The sequence below is a fragment of the Psychrobacter sp. TPE 89C genome, assembly GCF_055522395.1.
Map to the genome: position 1 here is coordinate 1 of NZ_JBVFXW010000012.1, position 20,871 is coordinate 20,871.

General features: G+C 43.7%; 15 protein-coding genes. 6 read left to right on the top strand and 9 right to left on the bottom strand.

Features of this window, described 5'->3' with window-relative positions:
• Positions 1-193 (top strand): hypothetical protein (locus tag ACZW67_RS05630; RefSeq protein WP_465182477.1); only part of this gene is annotated, 193 nt, incomplete at its 5' end.
• Positions 194-398: 205 nt separating this feature from the next.
• Here the strand turns inward: ACZW67_RS05630 and ACZW67_RS05635 are convergent.
• Both ACZW67_RS05635 and purL read right to left on the bottom strand, forming a co-directional pair.
• Positions 399-797 (bottom strand): ACT domain-containing protein, encoded by a 399-nt coding sequence (locus ACZW67_RS05635; protein ID WP_465182478.1) that lies wholly within the window; start codon positions 795-797, stop codon positions 399-401.
• 211 nt (positions 798-1,008) lie between these two features.
• Positions 1,009-5,019 carry a phosphoribosylformylglycinamidine synthase gene (purL, locus tag ACZW67_RS05640; RefSeq protein WP_465182479.1) on the bottom strand — a complete coding sequence of 1,337 codons (4,011 nt, stop codon included), beginning with the start codon at positions 5,017-5,019 and terminating at the stop codon, positions 1,009-1,011.
• Between the two features lie 562 nt (positions 5,020-5,581).
• On the opposite strand from purL, the gene ACZW67_RS05645 reads away from it, so the two are divergent.
• Positions 5,582-6,076, top strand: a complete 495-nt coding sequence (locus ACZW67_RS05645) for a pyridoxamine 5'-phosphate oxidase family protein (RefSeq protein ID WP_197215685.1) — start codon at positions 5,582-5,584, stop codon at positions 6,074-6,076.
• Between the two features lie 99 nt (positions 6,077-6,175).
• Here the strand turns inward: ACZW67_RS05645 and ACZW67_RS05650 are convergent, their stop codons facing one another.
• The 5 genes from ACZW67_RS05650 to acs form a co-directional block, all read right to left on the bottom strand.
• On the bottom strand, positions 6,176-6,949 hold the full coding sequence (locus ACZW67_RS05650) for a hypothetical protein (RefSeq protein WP_465182480.1): 774 nt from the start codon (positions 6,947-6,949) through the stop codon (positions 6,176-6,178).
• A 215-nt stretch (positions 6,950-7,164) separates the two neighbouring features.
• Positions 7,165-7,845 carry a CDP-diacylglycerol--glycerol-3-phosphate 3-phosphatidyltransferase gene (gene pgsA, locus ACZW67_RS05655; RefSeq protein ID WP_110922213.1) on the bottom strand — a complete coding sequence of 227 codons (681 nt, stop codon included), beginning with the start codon at positions 7,843-7,845 and terminating at the stop codon, positions 7,165-7,167.
• Between the two features lie 692 nt (positions 7,846-8,537).
• A complete protein-coding gene (locus ACZW67_RS05660; RefSeq protein WP_465182481.1) occupies positions 8,538-8,804 on the bottom strand; it encodes a hypothetical protein in 267 nt (88 codons plus the stop codon).
• Between the two features lie 249 nt (positions 8,805-9,053).
• Positions 9,054-10,235, bottom strand: coding sequence for an NAD(P)/FAD-dependent oxidoreductase (locus ACZW67_RS05665; protein ID WP_465182482.1), 1,182 nt, complete (start codon positions 10,233-10,235; stop codon positions 9,054-9,056).
• 212 nt (positions 10,236-10,447) lie between these two features.
• Positions 10,448-12,409 (bottom strand): acetate--CoA ligase, encoded by a 1,962-nt coding sequence (gene acs, locus ACZW67_RS05670; protein ID WP_465182483.1) that lies wholly within the window; start codon positions 12,407-12,409, stop codon positions 10,448-10,450.
• A gap of 475 nt (positions 12,410-12,884) precedes the next feature.
• On the opposite strand from acs, the gene ACZW67_RS05675 reads away from it, so the two are divergent.
• Both ACZW67_RS05675 and ACZW67_RS05680 read left to right on the top strand, forming a co-directional pair.
• Complete coding sequence (locus ACZW67_RS05675; RefSeq protein ID WP_465182484.1) at positions 12,885-14,186, top strand: BaiN/RdsA family NAD(P)/FAD-dependent oxidoreductase; 1,302 nt, start codon at positions 12,885-12,887, stop codon at positions 14,184-14,186.
• A 389-nt stretch (positions 14,187-14,575) separates the two neighbouring features.
• A complete protein-coding gene (locus ACZW67_RS05680; protein WP_465182485.1) occupies positions 14,576-15,559 on the top strand; it encodes a pirin family protein in 984 nt (327 codons plus the stop codon).
• Positions 15,560-15,782: 223 nt separating this feature from the next.
• On the opposite strand, the gene nemA is transcribed toward ACZW67_RS05680, so the two are convergent.
• Positions 15,783-16,886, bottom strand: coding sequence for an alkene reductase (nemA, locus tag ACZW67_RS05685; protein ID WP_352259197.1), 1,104 nt, complete (start codon positions 16,884-16,886; stop codon positions 15,783-15,785).
• Positions 16,887-17,311: 425 nt separating this feature from the next.
• Here nemA and ACZW67_RS05690 point away from each other — a divergent pair, with 425 nt between their 5' ends.
• A complete protein-coding gene (locus ACZW67_RS05690) occupies positions 17,312-18,703 on the top strand; it encodes a hypothetical protein (RefSeq protein WP_352259198.1) in 1,392 nt (463 codons plus the stop codon).
• An 87-nt stretch (positions 18,704-18,790) separates the two neighbouring features.
• Positions 18,791-19,942: a hypothetical protein gene (locus tag ACZW67_RS05695; protein WP_352259199.1), complete on the top strand. Its 1,152-nt coding sequence runs from the start codon at positions 18,791-18,793 to the stop codon at positions 19,940-19,942.
• 32 nt (positions 19,943-19,974) lie between these two features.
• Here the strand turns inward: ACZW67_RS05695 and ACZW67_RS05700 are convergent, their stop codons facing one another.
• Positions 19,975-20,871 carry a DMT family transporter gene (locus tag ACZW67_RS05700; protein ID WP_201588754.1) on the bottom strand — a complete coding sequence of 299 codons (897 nt, stop codon included), beginning with the start codon at positions 20,869-20,871 and terminating at the stop codon, positions 19,975-19,977.

The following is a 20,871-nucleotide window of genomic DNA, read 5'->3' on the forward strand; positions in this document are numbered from 1 at the left end:
ATATAAGATATATGAACCTTTTATAAATACTTCTAAAAACTCTTTCGAAAATTTATGGAATGATATTAAAGAGCAAATTATTGAGATATCTAAGAAAGGCTACCCAGATTGGTATGAAGCCTATTTGCGTGGAAAAGATTTTAAAAAAATAGATTTAGATCCTCTAGATAAGGTTTATAAACCAACCACTTAAACATATAAGACAATTGTTTATATTCATTTAAAAGCGCGCTTTAGCCCCGACTGTAGCGGTATCCTGCTGGTTTGGGCGAGTTGCGGTGGCTAGAGTTTGAGGTGGTGTCGAGGTAACAGTAACATCTCAATTCGTGTCACCGCCGCGCCCAGACTGGCAGATACAAGTGGAAGGCGGGAAATAGCTCACTTACTTATAAAAAAATTTATATATTACTCAGCTCTTTTAACGCAGATAGCGCCTGCTCCGCCTTATCGTTCGACACAAATATATGGTCATGATAATAGGCAGCGATCACATTGGCACTGATACCTTTTGAGGTCAGTTTGGTTGACACGGCTGCGGTTAGACCTACCGCTTCTAAGCTTGAATGCACCATCAGAGTGATTTGGCGAAACACGCCCTCGTAATGCAAACCTGCCTCATCAGCTTTGTCTTTTGTCAAAACCAGAGTCAGCCCTTCTGACTCTACAAACGTCGCTATTGGCGCTAAGTTTACGTATTCAGCCAGTTGTCCTTTCACAGTACAAAACACAAATAACTCATCAACCAATGCTGGCTGCATAGAACCCAATAGCTCATTGATATCTGTAATTCCTGACATGTTCTTATTCCTTATTTTGCCTGATTTTAATCTTTGTTAACCGCAATTTTAACATGTGTCTCATCACCTATACTCGTGAAAACACGGTATAAACATTAGCCTTCATTTCCAAACACTCAAATCTTAAACACAAAAAAGGTGAGCCTAAGCCCACCTTCTTATTTTGAAAAACAGCTATCTAAAACCATAAGCAATTGCTAGAGGTTTGCGACTAGCGCAACCAAGCTCGGGCGTTACGGAACATACGCATCCACGCGCCGTCTTCGTCCCACTCTTCTGGTTTCCAGCTGTGGTTATAGGCTTTTAGATTACGCTCAGGATGTGGCATCATGATAGTGACGCGACCATCAGTGCTACACAGACCCGTGACACCGCCGACAGAACCATTTGGATTGAGCGGATAGGTCTCAGTCGGATGACCTTGGCTATCGACATAACGCATCGCAAGCTGACCGTGTTTTGCCATACCGTCGATTTGTGTATTGTCTAGTGTGGCATAGCCTTCACCATGCGCGACAGCGATTGGCAAAATGCTGTCTTGCATACCTTTGAACAGGATAGACTTGGTACGCTCGATTTTCACATTGACCGTACGCGCTTCAAAACGAGCCGACTGGTTGGCGATGAAGCGTGGGAAGTTATCTGCACCTGGGATAAGGTCTTTTAACTGAGCCATCATCTGACAACCGTTACAGACGCCTAGTGAGAAGGTATCAGGACGGGCAAAGAAGCGGACAAACTGCATGCGTAGCTCGTCATGGAACAAGATAGAGTTTGCCCAGCCAGAGCCTGCGCCGAGTACGTCACCATAACTAAAGCCACCACAAGCGACCAAACCATCGAAGTCACGTAGATTGATACGGCCACTGAGTAGATCACTCATGTGTACATCGACCGCTTCAAAGCCAGCTTGCGTAAAGCCTGCTGCCATTTCTGTCTGACCGTTGACGCCTTGCTCACGCAAGATAGCGACTCTTGGCGTGCTGTTATCAGAATCAGCACGACTGTTTACATATGGTTCTTCAACTTTTTGATTCAAATCAAAGTTTAGCGCAGCGATCAGGCCTTTATGGCTAGCGTCGCTAATCAAGTCATACTCTTGCTGTACGCACGCTGGGTTATCACGGCGGCGAGCGATTTGATAGCTGACCTGCGTCCACGCTTGCTGTAATTCAGTACGGCTAAAGCGTAAAGTGTCATCACCCATGAGCGTTGGCGTTTGGATAAGAAGACTGTCTTCTTCCGAGCTTTGACCAACGAGGCTGAGCATGTCAGCAACATTAAACTCTTCTGCCAATTGCATTAGAGCCGCAACGTTTTCTGGTAATACTTGAATGACTGCGCCCAGCTCTTCACTGAACAGTTGACCGAGTAAGTTATCGTCGGTCAATGACAGTTTGATACCTTGACGGCTGGTGAATTGCATCTCAGCGATGGTTGCTAATAGACCACCATCACCGATATCGTGATAGGCGCTGATGACGCCTTGCGCGTTACCCGCTTGGACAAAGTTAAAGAAGTCGACCAAGTCGCTTGGCTGCGCCAAATCTGGGCAGTCGTTACCTAATTGGCTAAGCGTTTGCGCAAGGATTGAGCCACCTAAACGCAATTTACCTTTAGACAAGTCAATACGGTAAAACGCGCTGTCGCCATTGATTAGCTCAGGGGTTAGCGTTTTTGCCACATCAACCACAGGAGCAAAGGCAGTAATCACCAAGCTCATTGGTGATACGACTGATTTATCCGTCTCACCTGCTTCACTGCTGTCAGTCCAATTGGCACGCATCGATAGCGAGTCTTTACCGACTGGGATAGCGATACCCAATGCTGGGCACAGCTCTTCACCGACTGTATATACAGCATCAAACAATGCTGCATCTTCTGCATCATCGCCACATGCTGCCATCCAGTTCGCTGACATGGTGATATCAGACAACTGAGCAATGCGCGCACCAGCGATGTTGGTAATCGCTTCGCCAATTGCAAGGCGTGCTGAGGCTTGAGGGCTGATTAGGGCAACTGGCGTACGTTCACCGATACTCATCGCTTCACCGCTCATCACCTGACCATCTAACGCGATCAAACCTGATGCCGTAACCGCACAATCCGATACAGGTACTTGATAACGACCAACATACTGATCACGCACGACCATACCAGTGATAGAACGGTCACCAATGCTGATCAAGAATGATTTGCTAGCGACGGTTGGATGACGCAATACATCAGTGATAGACTCAGCTAAATTGACGTCGCCTAACTCTAATGCAGGCAAGCTGCTGTCATGACGCTCAAAGCTACGCTTCATCTTCGGCGTGCCACCTAGCAATACTTGCATCGGCATATCGACAGGCTGCTCATCCAATAGCGTATCATCAACGACTAGCTGACGCACATCCGTGGCTGTTCCTAAGATGGCATACGGGCAACGCTCACGCGCACAGATCGCATCGAATTGGGCTTCGCTTTCTGGGCGAATCGCGAGGACATAACGCTCTTGCGCTTCGTTTGACCAGATGGCCATTGGTGACATGCCAGCTTCTAACGATGGTATTTTACGCAGGTTTAGTACCGCGCCCATCTCGTGGTCATTGACCAACTCTGGCATTGCATTAGAGATACCGCCAGCGCCCACATCATGCAATGACACGATAGGGTTGCCATCTTTACCATTATTGCTGGCATCGACATCACTACCCGCTAGTGCCCAGCAGCGATCCATCACTTCTTGGCAACGACGCTCCATTTCAGCATTGTCACGCTGTACAGAGGCAAAATCTAGGCCTTCATCAAGTGAACCACTATCAACCGAAGATGCCGCACCACCGCCTAGACCAATCTGCATCGCAGGGCCACCAAGGACGATCAATAAATCACCTTGTTGAATGGCATTTTTTTCAATGAGGTTGCGTTTGATATTGCCGTAACCACCTGCCAGCATGATTGGCTTATGATAGCCACGCATCTCGCTGCCGTCTTTTGCTGCTGAGGTGTCCAATTGGAAACTACGGAAATAACCGCATAGGTTAGGACGACCAAACTCATTTGAGAAGTTGGCTGAACCGAGTGGCGCTTCAGTCATAATCTCAAGGCTGGTTGCCATACGATCTGGCGTGCCATAAGCCTGAGTACTCAATTGACCTGACTGCTCCCACTTTTCGCTAAGCTCTGGGATATGTAGGTGTGATACGTGAAAGCCTGTCAGACCTGCTTTTGGCTTACCGCCACGACCTGTTGCGCCTTCATCACGAATCTCACCACCAGCACCTGTCGCAGCACCTGCATAAGGGGCGATAGCGGTTGGATGGTTATGGGTTTCGACTTTCATCAGAATGTCGATTGCTTCTTGATGGAAGTCATAAGGATGGGCAGAGTTTGCATCCATCGCGTCAGTCGGAATGGGGTAAAAACGCATACCGTCAGACCCTGCCATCACAGCAGCGTTGTCTTTATAGGCAGATAAGATACCTTGTGGATTCGACTGGTAGGTATTTTTAATCATTTGGAACAGTGACTTTGGCTGTACTGCACCATCAACTGTCCACTCAGCGTTAAAAATCTTATGACGGCAATGCTCTGAGTTTGCCTGTGCAAACATCATCAGCTCAACGTCAGTTGGATTACGCTTTAGCTCATTGACATACGCATTCATTAAATAATCAATGTCTTCACTTGATAACGCAAAACCAAACTGGGTATTGGCTGACTCTAGTGCTGACTGACCTTGTCCGATGACATCAATATGATTCAATGATGCTGGCTGCTCATCATCAAACAATTTGTTCAAATCATTCAAATCATAGACCAAGCTCTGCGTCATACGGTCAAACAACAACTGCTCAGCGTCTACTGGTAGTTTTTCGCCTGCGTCACCATCAATTGTTAACGTATAAACAACCACACGCTCAACACGGTTGAGCTCGATTTCACAGTTATTAAAAATATCAGTCGCTTTACTTGCCCATGGCGAAATCGTGCCAAAACGTGGACCAACGATGACTTGTATCTGATTAGCTTGTGGGTCGGCGAGCACTGTCGCACTGTCAACAGCGAGTAGGTCTAACGCCTTTTTATGTTCATCACCTTCGAGCTTGCGTGATAGCACATACACTTGCTGGGTACTTATTTGACTGACATTGAGCTCGGTTTTTTGCTGAAACTGACTGATGAGTTGCTGCGTCTGAAAATCGGTAAGAAACGGTTGTCCGGCGATGGTCATCATAAAGGCATAATCCGTAAGATCAAGGCATCTCTGCCATGCTAAGTAAATGGTCTGCGTATTATAACAAGAAGCCCTGTAATAAGCAGGTCTAAACCAAGATAAATTGCCGAAAAGCGCATTTATTGAACTCGCAAACGGTTAACAAATAATTGCCTTGTTCTTCCCTTTGACCTTCTCCCTGATCTACTCTTTAGGCTTCCATCTGTGACATCATATTACATACCGTTTTTTTCAGAGCAGCAAACTTGGGTGGGCGCATACATTCGATTCAATTTAAAAGCAGTGAAAGACAACTGAGTGTAGATGTACATTAAATACCTCAAGCGAAGTTAACGCAGTAACACTTTTATAGTGAAATGAGTATAACGTCACAATTTTTACTTAACCCTTATACTCCTTACAAACTCTAACATCGTATTACTGGCAACCTATATAAATAGACCACTGGTTATCGGTATTCTAAATACGAATTGTCAAAAAGCTAAAAATTAATAAATAAAAATCTACCTAACAAAAACTTCATAACTATTAATCAAATACTATAAAGAAAAGGAAATTTACTATGAGTAGACAAGACCATATCGATAAAGTGCAAGAGCTGGTAAAAGACATCAAATTTGCCATGATGACCACCCGTACTCACGAAGATCATCTACATGCCTGCCCAATGACCACCAGTGAAACCAGCATTGGAGCAAAAGAAATTTGGTTCATCGGTGATAAGACCACTGAAACGGTCAAAGACATCGAAAGAAATCCGCAGGTCAACTTGGCCTACGTCAGTCAAGATGCTAAGAATTATGTCTCTATCAACGGTAAGGCAGAATTGGTCGAAGACCAAGAGAAGCTCGATGAGCTATGGTCACCAATTTACAATGCATTCTATGAGCAAGGTAAAGAAGATAAGAATATCCAGTTGATTAAAGTTGTACCACACGGTGCCGAATATTGGTTAAGTGGCAGCTCAGTCGTCAATATGTTTAAGATGACGACTGCTGCAGTCATGGACGGCAAAAAAGCGACCAATCTAGGCGAAAACAACTCTGTAACGCTATAAGAATCTGTTATATGAAAGCAAAATAGTAGAATACAAAAACGCCAGTGGCTAATGCGACTGGCGTTTTTGTATGATTTATCTATTATCTATTGATAGGCATTATTGCGGTGGTTTCGCATAACCATTATCAGCTGGATAAGCCTGTGGCTGCGCTGGCTTTGGCTTAGTAGGATCATACAGCCCATAAACTGCCGTACCGATTACACCCGTATTATTGATAGAGCCCGAGCTGGTATTGGCAGCATAGGCACTCTCTGGCTTGCTAAAAACAAAGGATGCCACCGAGCTCTGGCTCTTACGGAAGCCTTCAATCACCAAATCATCATTGGGATTTAGCACATATCCACTATCATAACGGCTAGCAGCGCTACCATTGAGGACGTTTATTCCATCAACACTAGCGACGATCTCATAAGTATTGGCGCTATTATTATGATACACCAGACGGTATGCCTGACCTGCTTGACCTCGGACATAGTAATTGCCCGAGTCTCGATAAAGGGATAGTGCACCTGTATCTGTTTCCATCGAAAAATCAACCTTGCCCGCCAGTAGCGACATGCTATTGACGGCACGACCAGTATAGGACTTATCTGCATAACGAACCTGCATCTGCTCAATAGGCTCAGGATGGGTACGGCGCAAATCAACAGTAGTGACCTCTGAGTTAACATCATCACCCCATTTGGTACCCAAGCGTTCTGATTCAGCAGCATCCTGAGTAGAACGTTCTGCAATAGAGTCTGTTTGGATAGACTTTTCTTGCTCAATGGTTGAAGTGGATTGCTCCTGCATATTTGAGCCAGAGGAACACCCTGTCAATAATGCCAATAGTAATACGGCAGCGCCCGACTTTTTCTGATGTGATGTCATGCCTATTTCCTTATTTGAATGACCTCTCGTCATACTTCGGCCAATTCTCTTGTATTTTGTTCACTAATTTTGAGTATATATGAACAATACATACAATCAAAGAGTAAAATAAATCGACCGCCCCGTAAGCGAATACTAGACAATAAAAAACGCCAGTGGCTAATGCGACTGGCGTTTTTATCTAAATTTTATGATACTACAATCAATAACATGGCTTAACCACTCTGCTTGAGATATGGCCAAGCGGCTCTTAGATAAATCATCATCGACCATAATGTCAGAACAACAGCTGCAACCATCAACACATAGCCAATGGTTTCAAGCGACTCCCAATTTAATAGCAGCACCGTAATTGCCACCATCTGAAATGTCGTTTTTAACTTACCAACATAAGATACTGCCACGCTGGTACTCTTGCCTAGCTCTGCCATCCATTCACGCAGTGCGGATACCGCAATCTCACGCGAGATAATGACAATCGCTGCTATCGCCATTATGATATTGGGATGCCACTGTACTAAGATGATAAGCGCTACTGCAACCATCAATTTATCAGCGACGGGGTCCAAAAATCGCCCAAAGGCTGACATCACATTGAGCTTACGCGCAAAGTAGCCATCTAGCCAATCGGTAATCGCAGCGATAATAAAAACGCCCGTCAATAATAAATGGCGTACCAAGCTATCGCTAAACTCGCTCATGCCTACCCGCGCAATCACATTATCTGAGATGGCTGGCATGCCGATTCCCATAGAAGGTGGCCAATAAGCAATGGCGACAAATAGCGGAATCATTAATATTCGCGCAATAGTCAGGTTGTTGGGCAAGTTAAAAATACTCTTAGTATTTTGCGTACTTGATGGCTCCTGCGTATGCAAATGCGTATTCTCAGTCATGGCAAACCCAGTTTCATATAGACATAATAATGGCGGATAGCTTAGCATTTTTCGGGCAAGTCGTCATGCCATCTCTTTAGCTACTAAGTTACCAATTATATTAAAATCCATCCGTAATCGTTATATAACTACGAAGCATTAACACTATATATTAGTAGTGTGCATAAAATCACAAAAGCATCCATGTTTATTCGACATCATACTAGCGATATGTGTTCTATCCCATACCTCCTCCGAATGTCTTTTTAAACGTAATATCATGTAACCAAAATCGCCAAACCGTGGCTGTTTACGCTATGATGACTATTCCAATAAAACACTTGTACACTTAAGCAGGTAAGTAACTACATCTACCTATTGAATTAACCGCTATCACTCTAATTTTAGAGACTGATAGTAGAGTTACTTATAATAACAACAACGCCCAATCACTGCCCTTGTAGTCATCATAGTTATTACTATACGCTCAGTTTCCTCAGCCCACAGTTCCTCCTTTGTGGGCTCTTTTTTGTCTACATTTATTCATCAATAAATATTTCATCATTTATACTAATACAATGCCCTTTTATACCCACCTGAGCGTTTTAATTGTTAAAACCCTATGAAAGCATTTTTTGCTTTAAATTAAAAAACCCACTCAGCGGTAGGTTTTTGATACAGATTGTAAACCTGTTGAGCTAATACAATATAAATTACGACATTTCGAATTTCACATCACTCAAAGTCATTGGCAACACTTTGATTGGCACAGCACATAACCATGCTATACCTGCGGTACAGTAGAATTTTTCATCATCATAAGATACGATTCTCGCTGTAAAATCATTCTCGATTTGATCTTTCATAGCATCTTCATCGCTACTATCATCTACCGCACACCATATCTCCTGACAACCATTTTCGAGCATCACGCGAGTTAAATCACTTCCTATCAGCACTTTATCCACTTCTAGCTTCATACTATTTAATATATTACGAAAAGCAAATATATCGGTTTATCAGAGATTTTAATAGTGTTATTTGTAACTTAAAGACTATATTTAATACACAAATATTGATTATTTATATGCAAATTAATCTCTCTCGACTTTACACATCATTGATTACTCCTCTACTTTTGTAGAATTGGTTTGAATTAGTTTGTTAACATTTCAGATACATTTCATCATTGATCAGACCCTACGAGATAATGAACGACTCATCTCCCATCAGACAACTTTATGAATATAATAGATAGCCTCGACCGTCTGTTGTGCCATTTGATAGCAGCTTTCGATATTGCCTTGGCCACACCAGTCACCACTGACAATCCACTGATACGTCTCGTCGAATAAAATACCTGACGCATCTTTGTCGTTGTTGTCATTAACCACCGTTGCAGCATAACGCCAGCGATGACTGTCTATTTGGCTAGGTGCGCTTTCCTCGTTCCAGTTCAATGCTTGCTGTGCGGCTTGTAGCAATTGTGATTGGACGGTCTCAATATCATCATCGACATGCTGCTCTGACCAATGATTGTTGGCATGAATGGTCACACTGGGTAGCAGATCATCATGAGCAGGCTTTTGATGCTCGATAAATATCCTATCGAGAATAGAATCACTCAGATAAGCAACATCCCATTGCTGTGCTGCCAAACTGCTTAGCGTTTTCGGTAAGGCGGCAATATCATTCCACCCCAACATCAGCGTATAGCAAGCCTGCATCTGTCGCTCAGTAATCCTTAATTGCTCAGCAAAGCCACTATCTGCCATCAGCTCGACTGCCTGACCATTCGGCGCGGTACAAATCACCCAGTCAAAGTGACCTAGGCTTGCGCCAGTATCGTCAAACAGCTCCGTTTTTTTATCAACTTTTTCTGCTATAGCGCTGTCATATTGAGCCAACGGTGCAACGCGAGTTTTAAATTTCATGGTGGTGTGCTGCAATTCATCAGCCAATTCACGTCCCCAGCTGGTCATTTTGGGGGTACTGATATAGCGTGCTTGCGTGGTATTCCATTGCTCTTTGCTTTGGATATCGGATGCCTCAATACTATTGTTTGCTGGTGTTAGGTTGACCACTTGTGCACACCATGGTTGCAATAAACCTGACTCTAGCCAAGGCACAATGAACTGTTGAAAACTGGCTGTTTTAGCCGTAAAAAACTGTGCCCCAAATGCCCATTGCCAGTTTTTACCCGTTTGACTGTCGGTACGATAACGAGTGGCTAAACGTCCAACACTGCGAGACTTTTCAAAAATCGTAATATTAGGGACTGGTGTTTTATCATTACCTTGGCTAAAAGCACGCTCTAATAATGTGGCAGTAAATAGTCCTGTCAGACCACCACCGATGATAGCGATTTTAGGTGAAGTAGTATCAGTACGGTTTAAAGGATGATGAGTCATAATGACAATAAGCCTTATAGGATATGTGGTCAGAAAATAGTATGTATAAAAATAACGGGTTGTTTTAGTCGATACAATTTTAAATAGTATTAAACTTTTAAATAGCATTGAACCTTTAAAACCTACTCATATCAATATCGTCTACGTAAAAAAGCCATGCTATTTCTATAACATGGCTTCTTTTTAATTGCCTAACGAGGATATAGCTGTGACTATTCTCCACGCTCAGCTTTGACCACTTCGACCAACTGATTAATCACGGAACTATCTGCAAGGGTGGATAAATCTCCCAAGCCGACATACTGTCCTGCCGCTAGATTACGCAAGATACGGCGCATGATTTTACCTGATCGCGTTTTTGGTAGCACATTGACGATATGAATCGTATCCAGATTGGCAATGGGGCCAATCTCAGAGCGCACTTGTCGATTCAGCTCAGCCTTCAGTGACGCTGTCTCTTTTTCGCCTGATTTTAGAATGATAAAGGCGCAAATACCCGTCCCTCTAATCTCATGTGGCATACCAACGATAGCAGCCTCAGCCGTGGCAGGATGTGCGACCACGGCACTTTCAATCTCGGCTGTACCCAGACGATGACCCGCGACATTGAGCACATCATCGACACGTCCCGTAATCCAGTAATGTCCGTCCTCGTCGCGCTGCGCCCCATCACCAGTGAAATAATAGCCTGGATAATCGCTAAAATAAGTCTCTAAAAAGCGTTCATGGTCATTATAAATGGTCCGCATTTGGCCCGGCCAGCTACTATTAATTAATAAATTACCTTCGGCAGAGCCTTCTAATATAGTGTCATCTCTATCAACGATTTCTGGTTTTATACCGTATAGAGGATTCATCGCCGCACCGGGTTTAAGTGCAACTGCGCCGGGTATCGGAGCCATTAGAATGCCACCAGTCTCCGTCTGCCACCACGTATCTACGATTGGACACTTACCGTCACCGACCACATGATAGTACCAATCCCATGCTTCGGGATTGATTGGCTCCCCCACGGTTCCGAGCAAGCGCAGGCTAGAACGATTAGACTCACGGACAAAGGCATCTCCCTCCTTCATCATCGCTCGAATCGCAGTCGGCGCGGTATATAAGACCGTCACATTGTGCTTATCAATGATATGACCGATGCGTGCCCATGTTGGATATTCTGGTACACCCTCGAACATCACTGTCGTCGTGCCATTGGCGAGCGGTGCATAAGTTGAATAAGTATGACCCGTAATCCAGCCCACGTCGGCTGTACACCAGTAGACATCATCGTCTTTAATATCAAAGACATCTCGAAATGTAGAGAGCGCATAAGTGATATAGCCGCCAGTCGTATGCAACACGCCTTTAGGCTTGCCAGTTGAGCCAGACGTATAGAGTAAAAACAGCGGGTCTTCGGCATTCATCACTTCAGGCTCGCAATACTGCGATTCACCGTCTACTAAACTATGATACCAAAGGTCGCGGCGACCACTCATCGGAACAGAGTTACCAGTACGATGAACGACGATGACGTTGGTTACGCTGTCAGTGCCATCCATATCAAGTGCACGATCGACATTCGCCTTGAGCGGCGTACGTTTATTACCACGTAAACCTTCATCAGCAGTGATAACCAGTTTCGAGCGACTGTCTATCAAACGGTTGCCCAAGCTCTCAGCAGAAAAACCACCGAAGACCACTGAATGCACGGCACCGATACGCGTACACGCCAGCATCGCTACCATCGCTTCCGGTATCATCGGCATATATAAGGTGACGCGATCGCCTTTTTTGACCCCAAGCTTGCGCATGGCGTTACCCAAGCGGCAGACCGATTCGTGCAGCTCTTTAAAGGAGATGATTTTATGTAAGGAAGGATGATCGCCTTCCCAAATAATCGCTGGTTTGTAAGGGTTGTTTTGTAGGTGTCGATCAAGGCAATTGACAGAAATATTCAGCTCGCCATCTTCGAACCACTTAATTCGAAAATCCTTTAAATCATAATTAACGTCGCTGATTTTAGTTGGTTTTTTTATCCAATCAATCAGCTCGGCACGCTTCGCCCAAAAGGCATCATGAGACTCAGGGGATTCGATAGACTGCTGGTAGTCGGTGCGGTATTGTTCGGCTGTCGTATTGGCAGCAGCGATGAACTCGGCTGCAAGGGGAAATGATTTCTGAGTCATAATAGTCATCCTTTTTAATTATTATGACCTGTACCAATCGTCAATAAAGACCATCTGTACAGGTAATAAGAGCCATCTTCCATAATGCGTGACACGTAAGGTTAGTTTGACAAATAAGCCGGACGGTTGCAAGGCATCAACCGCCATTCATAACAATATCACTGTACAGCTGTATAATTGGTCATACATGATAAAATTTATGGACAAGGCAATAAGCTATTTAATCCTTGTAACCTTAAATAAAATATGGACAATAGCTACTCTAAAGCGAACGCTAAGAGCGACTGACTCTTTTCAAGCACGACTTTATTAAATATAAGCAATCGGCTTTATTTTTACTATTTTATATCTATAGTCAATTCACCCTATTATCGATACAACAAACTGAGTGCTCACGATACGGTTGGATAGTGAGCGAGGTTGATACCTGTAGCGATTTTATAGTGGACAGGCTCTATCATTTTATGAGACCACAATGAGCAATCAACGCAATACATCACAATACGCCCACTACGATGTCATTATTATCGGTGCTGGCGCGTCAGGGTTATACTGTGCGCTCACTGCGGGTCGCCGTGGTCGCCGCGTACTGGTATTGGATCATGCCAATAAAGCGGGCAAAAAAATCCTCATGTCAGGCGGTGGCCGCTGTAACTTTACCAATTACTTCGTCGAGCCTGAGCATTTCCTTGGTGCCAATCAACATTTCTGCAAATCAGCCCTCAGCCGTTATCCCAGTTGGGAGTTTATCGGTATGGTTGAAGCGCATAAAATTCCTTACCATGAGCGTGAGCACGGTCAGCTGTTCTGTGATGACTCTGCACAAGATATCTTGAGCATGCTCCTTGATGAGTGTGCAGCAGCAGGCGTGCAAGTCAAACTAAATGCTCAAATTGAAAGTGTTCAAACTGTCGAAAATGATAAAAATGCTCGTTTTCAATTATTAACGACCAAGCAACTCAGTAAAAAAGAAAAGCAAGAGAGAAAAGAGGCGGCAAATCAAACCAAGCTGCCACAAACAGGCTACCGCTGTGAGTCGTTAGTCGTCGCCACGGGCGGATTGTCTATACCAACCATGGGCGCTAGTGGCTTGGGCTACGAGGTGGCACAGCAGTTTGGGCATACACTCATACCGACTGATGCCAGTCTCGTGCCTTTTACATTCACCGATAAAACAGGCGAACTGATTCGAGCATTGTCAGGTATTAGCTTGCCAGTCATTGCCAGTAATGAGCGTATTTCCTTTAAATTACCACTGCTGTTCACCCATCGTGGACTGTCTGGTCCTTCTATGCTGCAACTATCCAACTATTGGCATACGGGTGAAACCATCAGCATTAACCTGCTACCAGAGACAGATACGACAGCGCTCCTATTGGCTCATAAAAAATCCCATCCCAAGCAGCTGATTCGTACGGTGTTGGCGGACTATACAGACAATGCATTACCAAAAAAGCTACTGACTGCGCTGCAGACTCACCTGTGGGAAGACATAAAAGATACAGAGCTTGCTAATATTAAAGATGAGCGTTTGGCAGAGCTTGGTGCGAGTCTAAATGGTTGGCAACTTAAGCCGTCTGGTACTGAGGGTTACCGTACCGCTGAAGTCACGCGCGGCGGTGTCAAAACGGATGAAGTATCCTCAAAAACTATGCAGAGTAATTTGCAAGAGGGTCTGTATTTCATCGGTGAGGTACTCGATGTCACAGGCTGGCTTGGTGGTTATAATTTCCAATGGGCGTGGGCAAGCGGTTTCGTCAGTGGCGAGATTGTCTAACGGTTCATTTTTTAACAACTCATCTGTTTAGCCATTAGTCTATTTAAAAGTCAGTCGTGCTCAATGATTTTGATCAGGTATTAGGGCGTGTTTTTAGAGCACGCTGAACACGCTATAACTATCTACGTTTAATTTTTTATTCTACTTAAGTTGATTTTTAACTCAATAAAGGCTTGATAACTGCTAGAATAAGAAGCATGACAAAAGTGAAGCCGCTTAGTGGTCACGCTTGAAAAGCAATAATAAAAATTAGAATAATATATTTGGTTCGATATAATTTGGATACAAGGAAGCCGAGCGAAAGGGCTACAAGTAGTAGACTAAGCGAGACTGACACCGCATCCAATTTATAGAGGGTTGACTATACATCTCATTTTATGGGGGAATACATGCGTCCGATTGAGAACGTTCATAGTAAAAAGGCACCGCATTGGGTCGGTGATGGCTTTTATGTAAAAACCTTCATCAACCATCTCGAAGAAAACCCCGACTTTAACTATGAACACACTGATCCATTTCTGTTATTCGATTATGGCGAACCGACTACCTTTGAGCCGAACCCCAATTACCAAACGGAACCGCATGGTATCGGTAAGCATCCACACAAAGGTTTTGAGACAGTCACCATCGCCTATTCGGGCGAAATCAGCCATGCAGACTCGACCGGTGGATGCGGTGATATTCTAGAAGGTGATGTGCAGTGGATGACAGCAGGACGCGGCATCATGCATGAGGAGTTCCATTCAGCAGCGTTTGGGCAGCGTGGTGGCGTCTTTAGTATGGTGCAGATGTGGGTCAATCTACCGAGCGCAGACAAACTAACCCATCCAAAATACCAAAGTATCAAACGGGCGGAGATACCTCTCGTTGACTTGATAGATAACAGCGACGACAGTGACGGTAGCAATCAAGCCACTATTGGCAAAGCTGCTATCATCGCTGGCGAATGGCAAGGAGTAACAGGTTCAGCCAGTACCTCTACACCCATTAATGTCTGGAATATCGAGCTGTATGCCTCTGGTTCAACGACACTGCAAATACCCAACACACACAATACACTGCTGCTAGTGCAAGAAGGTGAGTTACGGGTCAATGATACGCCTGTGAGTGCAGGCAATCTAATTCAGTTTGAGGCACCCACGCAACATCGTGCTGACATTCAAGATGAGCAAGCACCTGATACTGACACCATTGATCTGTACTGCCCTACTACCGTAACCGACGGACAAACACTAACGCCTATCAAACTTTTGCTATTCAGCGGTGAGCCTATTGGTGAGCCAGTGGCAGGTTATGGGCCTTTTGTCATGAACACGCAAGAAGAACTGCGCCAAACGTTTCGAGATTATCAGACAGGTAATTTTATTAAGTAACTCAATTAGCTGAAGTAGTTCAAGTAGCCGAAACCTATTTATCATCATGCATAAAAAAGCCACCAGACGATTATCGCCTGGTGGCTTTCGATTGTCAGTTATATAGAACTAACTATAGTCAAAGAACTCTAAAGTGGATACAAGGCAGCCGACTGCAGATTGTACAAGTAGTACGTCTAAGGAGGGTAACGCCGTAGCCGTGTAGTAGTTCACCGACTATATATTACGCTTGGTTTAAAAACGGATAGTCGGTGTAACCTTCAGCACCGCCACCATAAAAGCTATCAGGATGCTGCTCATTTAGCGCAGCACCTTCACGAATACGCTCGGCCAAATCAGGGTTGGCAATATAATCGCGACCAAAAGCAACGGCATCGATGTAGCCAGCTTTCACATTTTTTTCTGCTTTTTCGGCAGTATAACCACCAGCAGCGATAATCAAGTTATCAAAAGCAGCGCGGACACGTTGACGGAATCCATCACTATAAGGCGTGCCACCAGCCCAATCAGGCTCTGACAGATGTAGATACATCAAGCCACGCTTGTTAATCTGCTCAATTAGCCAGATATTCTCATCTTCATTATAGCCAGCTTCTACATTGTTAAATGTTCCAAGCGGTGAGATACGAATACTAACGTGATCAGCATCCCAAGCATCCACACAAGCATCGATAACATCTAATGTTAGACGCGCACGGTTCTCACGGCTACCACCATATTCATCTTCACGCTGGTTGGTTTGCTCAACCCAGAATTGATGCAATAGATAACCATGGGCACCATGAATCTCAACCCCATCAAAGCCCGCTTCTTTGGCATTTTTGGTTGCTTGTGCAAAGTCAGCGATGACTTGCTTGATTTCATCAAGTGTGGCTGGGCGTGGCGTCGTTGCTTCAACGCGGATGGCTTGGTTATTGCTATCACGCAATGAGGTACGTATACCGACATGGACATCAGAGGCAGAGATTGGTGCTTTGCCATCCGGCTGTACGCTCTCATGCGAGACCAGACCGGTATGCCATAGCTGTACCACAATCTTGCCACCTTTGGCATGGACATTATCAACGATGGTTTTCCATGCGGTGATTTGGTCTTGGGTATGAACGCCAGGTGCACCTGCATAGCCTTTTGCTTGAAAAGAAACCTGCGTTGCTTCAGTAATCACAAGCCCTGAGCTAGCACGCTGTGAATAATACTCGCTAGCAAGTACAGTCGGTACATCACCGGGCTCTACTGAACGCAGGCGCGTCAACGGTGCCATAATGATACGGTTTTTTAGCGTTTGCGTGCCCATTTTTACGGATTCAAATAAATTATCGTGTGCCATGTTATGCCTTATTATGTTTGTCGTTATAAGTTACTGTTCTTTATTATGAGGTTCATTACTATTAATTAAAGTGCTCGACTATTCATTAAAGCCCTCAAAAAAAACTGGCTTAGAACCATAAAAAAATGCGAGCCATTGAATCAATAGTATTGGGTCAATAGAATATATCGTTGCCTATTTGCTAAGCAAAGACGCATATTGAACGACCGTTATCTTTATAGGGAGTGTCCGTTATTATTCAAGTAAACTTTACAAACAGAAACACTGCTTTATATTTATTTAATAAAGAATGATAGCCACTATTTCGATAGCCTATTAAAGGGTAAAATCACCATAAGCAAACAATAGTTTTATTATTCGTTTATTAGAATTTATTTTAAACTATACATATTCATATTTTACGGCATGTTAAGAGGATACAGTCTGTGCAAAAAAATCAAGTGTCATTCATCATAGGTTCAAGCCTGCTGCTCGTTAGCACTGTTACTGTCACTGCATGCCAGCCAACCTCGAATACCCCATTACCCCAAGCACAAGCTATTGAAGAATCAAACATACCAACGGTCGTAGAGAAACCTGAACCTAGTAAAAAAAGCTTAGGTGTAGATGCGAAAACTTGTGTACAGCTGAATCAGACAATGCAAACAGTGGATGGTACTAGCAAGATTGAAGATATTTATGCCATTCAAAAACAATTAGATACTTGCTTACCGACGGCCAGCAATGCTGAAGTAATGGCATTATTGAGCAGTTATGAGTCAATGTATAAACAGTTTCTAGTAGGTGATATTGATATAGACGATGAAAGCTTTAACAGCATTGTCTATGACTTATATTATGAAGAAAGTGCAACATCAAAGCAGCTAGCGACCCTAAGCCCACGTGCACAATACTTGATTGGGCTAATACAAAGTGGTGCCGATGTGAGATTCCGTGACTTGGGAGAAGGTCTATTTTCATTTGATCATGACATGCTAGCGATGGTAAACATATTTATACCTTATCTACAAAAAGACCAAGCAGCATTTATCCAACGTATGGCACAGAACAATCAAGAGAGTTTTTGGATGGATGCATCAGTGACTACCACCTTTCAGGAATTGGTCGAACGTGCAACATTTTGGGAGCTTTATATACAGCAATATCCAAATGGCTATGCTGTAAAAGATGCCAAGACTTTATTGAACTTATATCGCTATGTGCTTTTCTATGGCGCAGACAATACACAATGGACAGATGATGCTATCCATCGGTTTATGGAACCTAGTTATAAAAAAATCATGCTTGATTTAGCCAAGCGTCCCAACAGTATGTTAGCCAAAAATGCTCAGCTTTTTCTTGGCTTCTTGGCGTTACCCGATAGCGAACGACAGATTAAATATCCTGTACCTAGCACAGATGAAGATGGTTATGAAATACATGATTGGTCCAAAGTGCGTTATCAATTACACCAAGTATTACAAATACCTTCTCCTTGGGATGTGCGGCATGATAGAGATTGCCTAAATGGTATCTCTTGCACTGACCAGATAGACCTTGATAGCCTAGACATTTCATCAAATTTCGCTTATGCCTGCCCTTCTGCTATGCAGGGAGCAATGCAACTTGAAAACGACTTGCAAGTTTGGGAACTCGACACCGAATCTTCCGAGCAAGCGTCAAGCTGTAAACCTTCTAATCTAAAAGCGTATTCGCAGTTTGAATGTAACCTCAGCATTGATTGGCACCAGAACGCAAATATTGATATTTATAGCGACAGAGAGGTATACAAAAACGTGTATGAGAATTTAGAAGATTGTGAGCTTGCCCTAAAATAAAATACAAGATGGCTGTTTTATTAGGGTCTGTTAGACTGTTGCGGCTGTCCTACTCACTCTTTCCTGCTACGGGTATAGAAATAAAAAATGAAGTCGTTATCACTTATACAAAATAAAAAGCTACCGCTCATCATAGGTTCAAGCTTAGTGTTTGGCCTTACTGCTTGCCAGCCTCCTTCTGACAAAGCTACTTCATCAGAAGCACAAACGACAACTATCCAAAGCGAACAGCCTATCGCAGAAGCAAAGACGCCAAAAGAACTCACTAAAGCCTTGGTGAAATTATCGGAAGATACATTAAAAGAGCGGCTGATTTGTAGCAAGCTTAATGACACAATAAATGCTATCAATAATAAAAATGAAATCGAAGACATTCATGCGGTTCAGCACCAGTTAACCGCTTGCTTGCCAGTGGCCAACAACGCTGAAATATTGCAATGGCTAGCAGAGTATCAGGAGATGTATGCACGTTTTCTGAATGTTGATAGCGCTATAGACGACAGCGCATTTTATGCCTTGATGCGCACCATCGAACAAGGTAAAAAGGTTTCGGTGACACAATTAAAAGCAGTGAACTCTCATGTTCGATATTTGGTTAGCTTAATCATGAGTAGGTCTGACGTCAGTGTGCGCTATTTGGGCGAAGGTGATTATGAGTTTCATCACGACCTAACGGCTATGGCAGATATATTCATTCCCTATCTACCAGAGGATCAAGCTGCCTTTATCCAGCGAATGGCTCAAGACAACCAAGGAATATTTTGGTTTGATGCAGCGATAGCTTTTTCTTTTGAGGAGTTGGTAGAGCGTACCGTCTTCTGGGAAGATTTCATGCACCAGTATCCACAGAGTATCTTTTATAACGATGCTAACGTGTTATTCAATATGTATCGTTATCTACTGTTTTTTGGGTCAGAGAATACCCAATGGACAGATGAAGAAATGCGTGAATTCTATGACTCAGATAACGAACAACTGATGGTGCAGCTGAATCAACGCCCTAATAGTAAACTGGCTAAAAATGTACAAAACTTTTTAATATTTATGGAGCAATCCGATACCGAGCGTCTTAAGCGATACCCTATACCTGACAAAGATGAAAACGGTCGTGAAATAGATGAGCGAAACATCACACCCTATCAATTGCATAAAGCATTAGACCTATCGTCACCATGGACCGTCACTCAAAATAGAAATTGTTTGAATGGCATTATTTGTGTGGGTAAGAACGCTCAGTAAAGCCAAAATACACATATTATTCCGTACATAATTTACGACTTTATCATCCTAGTAACAGACAACTCTAAAGACAAATACGTCCCAAACAATATCACCACCGAACCGATAATGGCAGGTGTATCCAATGCTTCACCCAGTAATAAATAGCCCAAAATAATCGCAAAAATTGGGATCACTAGCGTAATGCTCGTTGCTCTCATAGGGCCAATACTTTTGATTAATTGATTCATAAAAATCAGCGCAATGGCGGTAGAAAACACACCAATACAGATAACAGAAACCCAAGCCTGAGCACTGATACTCTTGCCATAAGGGAACTCATATATTGCAACCGGCAGCATAATCACACTGGCAATAATGAGTGACCCTGCGGTAATCGCCACTGGAGAGACATCATTCAAGTAATTCCTAGTAATGTTCGCCCCTAGCGCATAACCAACACAGGCCAACAACCCATAACCCATCGGCAACAGACTCGAACCCGACGTCGCATCCTGCCCACCAAACAAACTCTCACTCATCAAAATTACCACACCGATAACACCAATAATGAGGCCCAAAATTTGCTTTTTTGATAGTCTGTCTTTAAAGAACGTACTGGCGATAAATCCACTCAGCATCGGTACAGAAGCATTGAGCACTGCCAAAACACCCGCATTCACCGAACGTGCAGAAAAAGAAAACAGCATAAATGGCACGGCAGCGGAGAATAATCCAACAAGCGCCAACACTTTCCAATTTTCGCGGATGCCTTCTCTGTTTTTCTTGCTAATTAATACAAAGATCAGCATGACCAGCCCAGCAAATATGACCCGTAAACTGGCAAAGGTCAACGAGCCAAACTCCGGCACACCCACGCGATAAAATATAAAAGACAGCGACCACATAAAGGACAGTGTTACGAAAATAATGAGGTCGCGGTTGGTCAT

What these genes read in the sequence shown, in the direction of transcription:
- ACZW67_RS05635 (WP_465182478.1), bottom strand. Translation starts at nt 797, where the DNA reads ATGTCAGGAATTACAGATATCAATGAGCTATTGGGTTCTATGCAGCCA.
- purL (WP_465182479.1), bottom strand. Translation starts at nt 5,019, where the DNA reads ATGATGACCATCGCCGGACAACCGTTTCTTACCGATTTTCAGACGCAG.
- ACZW67_RS05645 (WP_197215685.1), top strand. Translation starts at nt 5,582, where the DNA reads ATGAGTAGACAAGACCATATCGATAAAGTGCAAGAGCTGGTAAAAGAC.
- ACZW67_RS05650 (WP_465182480.1), bottom strand. Translation starts at nt 6,949, where the DNA reads ATGACATCACATCAGAAAAAGTCGGGCGCTGCCGTATTACTATTGGCA.
- pgsA (WP_110922213.1), bottom strand. Translation starts at nt 7,845, where the DNA reads ATGACTGAGAATACGCATTTGCATACGCAGGAGCCATCAAGTACGCAA.
- ACZW67_RS05660 (WP_465182481.1), bottom strand. Translation starts at nt 8,804, where the DNA reads ATGAAGCTAGAAGTGGATAAAGTGCTGATAGGAAGTGATTTAACTCGC.
- ACZW67_RS05665 (WP_465182482.1), bottom strand. Translation starts at nt 10,235, where the DNA reads ATGACTCATCATCCTTTAAACCGTACTGATACTACTTCACCTAAAATC.
- acs (WP_465182483.1), bottom strand. Translation starts at nt 12,409, where the DNA reads ATGACTCAGAAATCATTTCCCCTTGCAGCCGAGTTCATCGCTGCTGCC.
- ACZW67_RS05675 (WP_465182484.1), top strand. Translation starts at nt 12,885, where the DNA reads ATGAGCAATCAACGCAATACATCACAATACGCCCACTACGATGTCATT.
- ACZW67_RS05680 (WP_465182485.1), top strand. Translation starts at nt 14,576, where the DNA reads ATGCGTCCGATTGAGAACGTTCATAGTAAAAAGGCACCGCATTGGGTC.
- nemA (WP_352259197.1), bottom strand. Translation starts at nt 16,886, where the DNA reads ATGGCACACGATAATTTATTTGAATCCGTAAAAATGGGCACGCAAACG.
- ACZW67_RS05695 (WP_352259199.1), top strand. Translation starts at nt 18,791, where the DNA reads ATGAAGTCGTTATCACTTATACAAAATAAAAAGCTACCGCTCATCATA.
- ACZW67_RS05700 (WP_201588754.1), bottom strand. Translation starts at nt 20,871, where the DNA reads ATGACCAACCGCGACCTCATTATTTTCGTAACACTGTCCTTTATGTGG.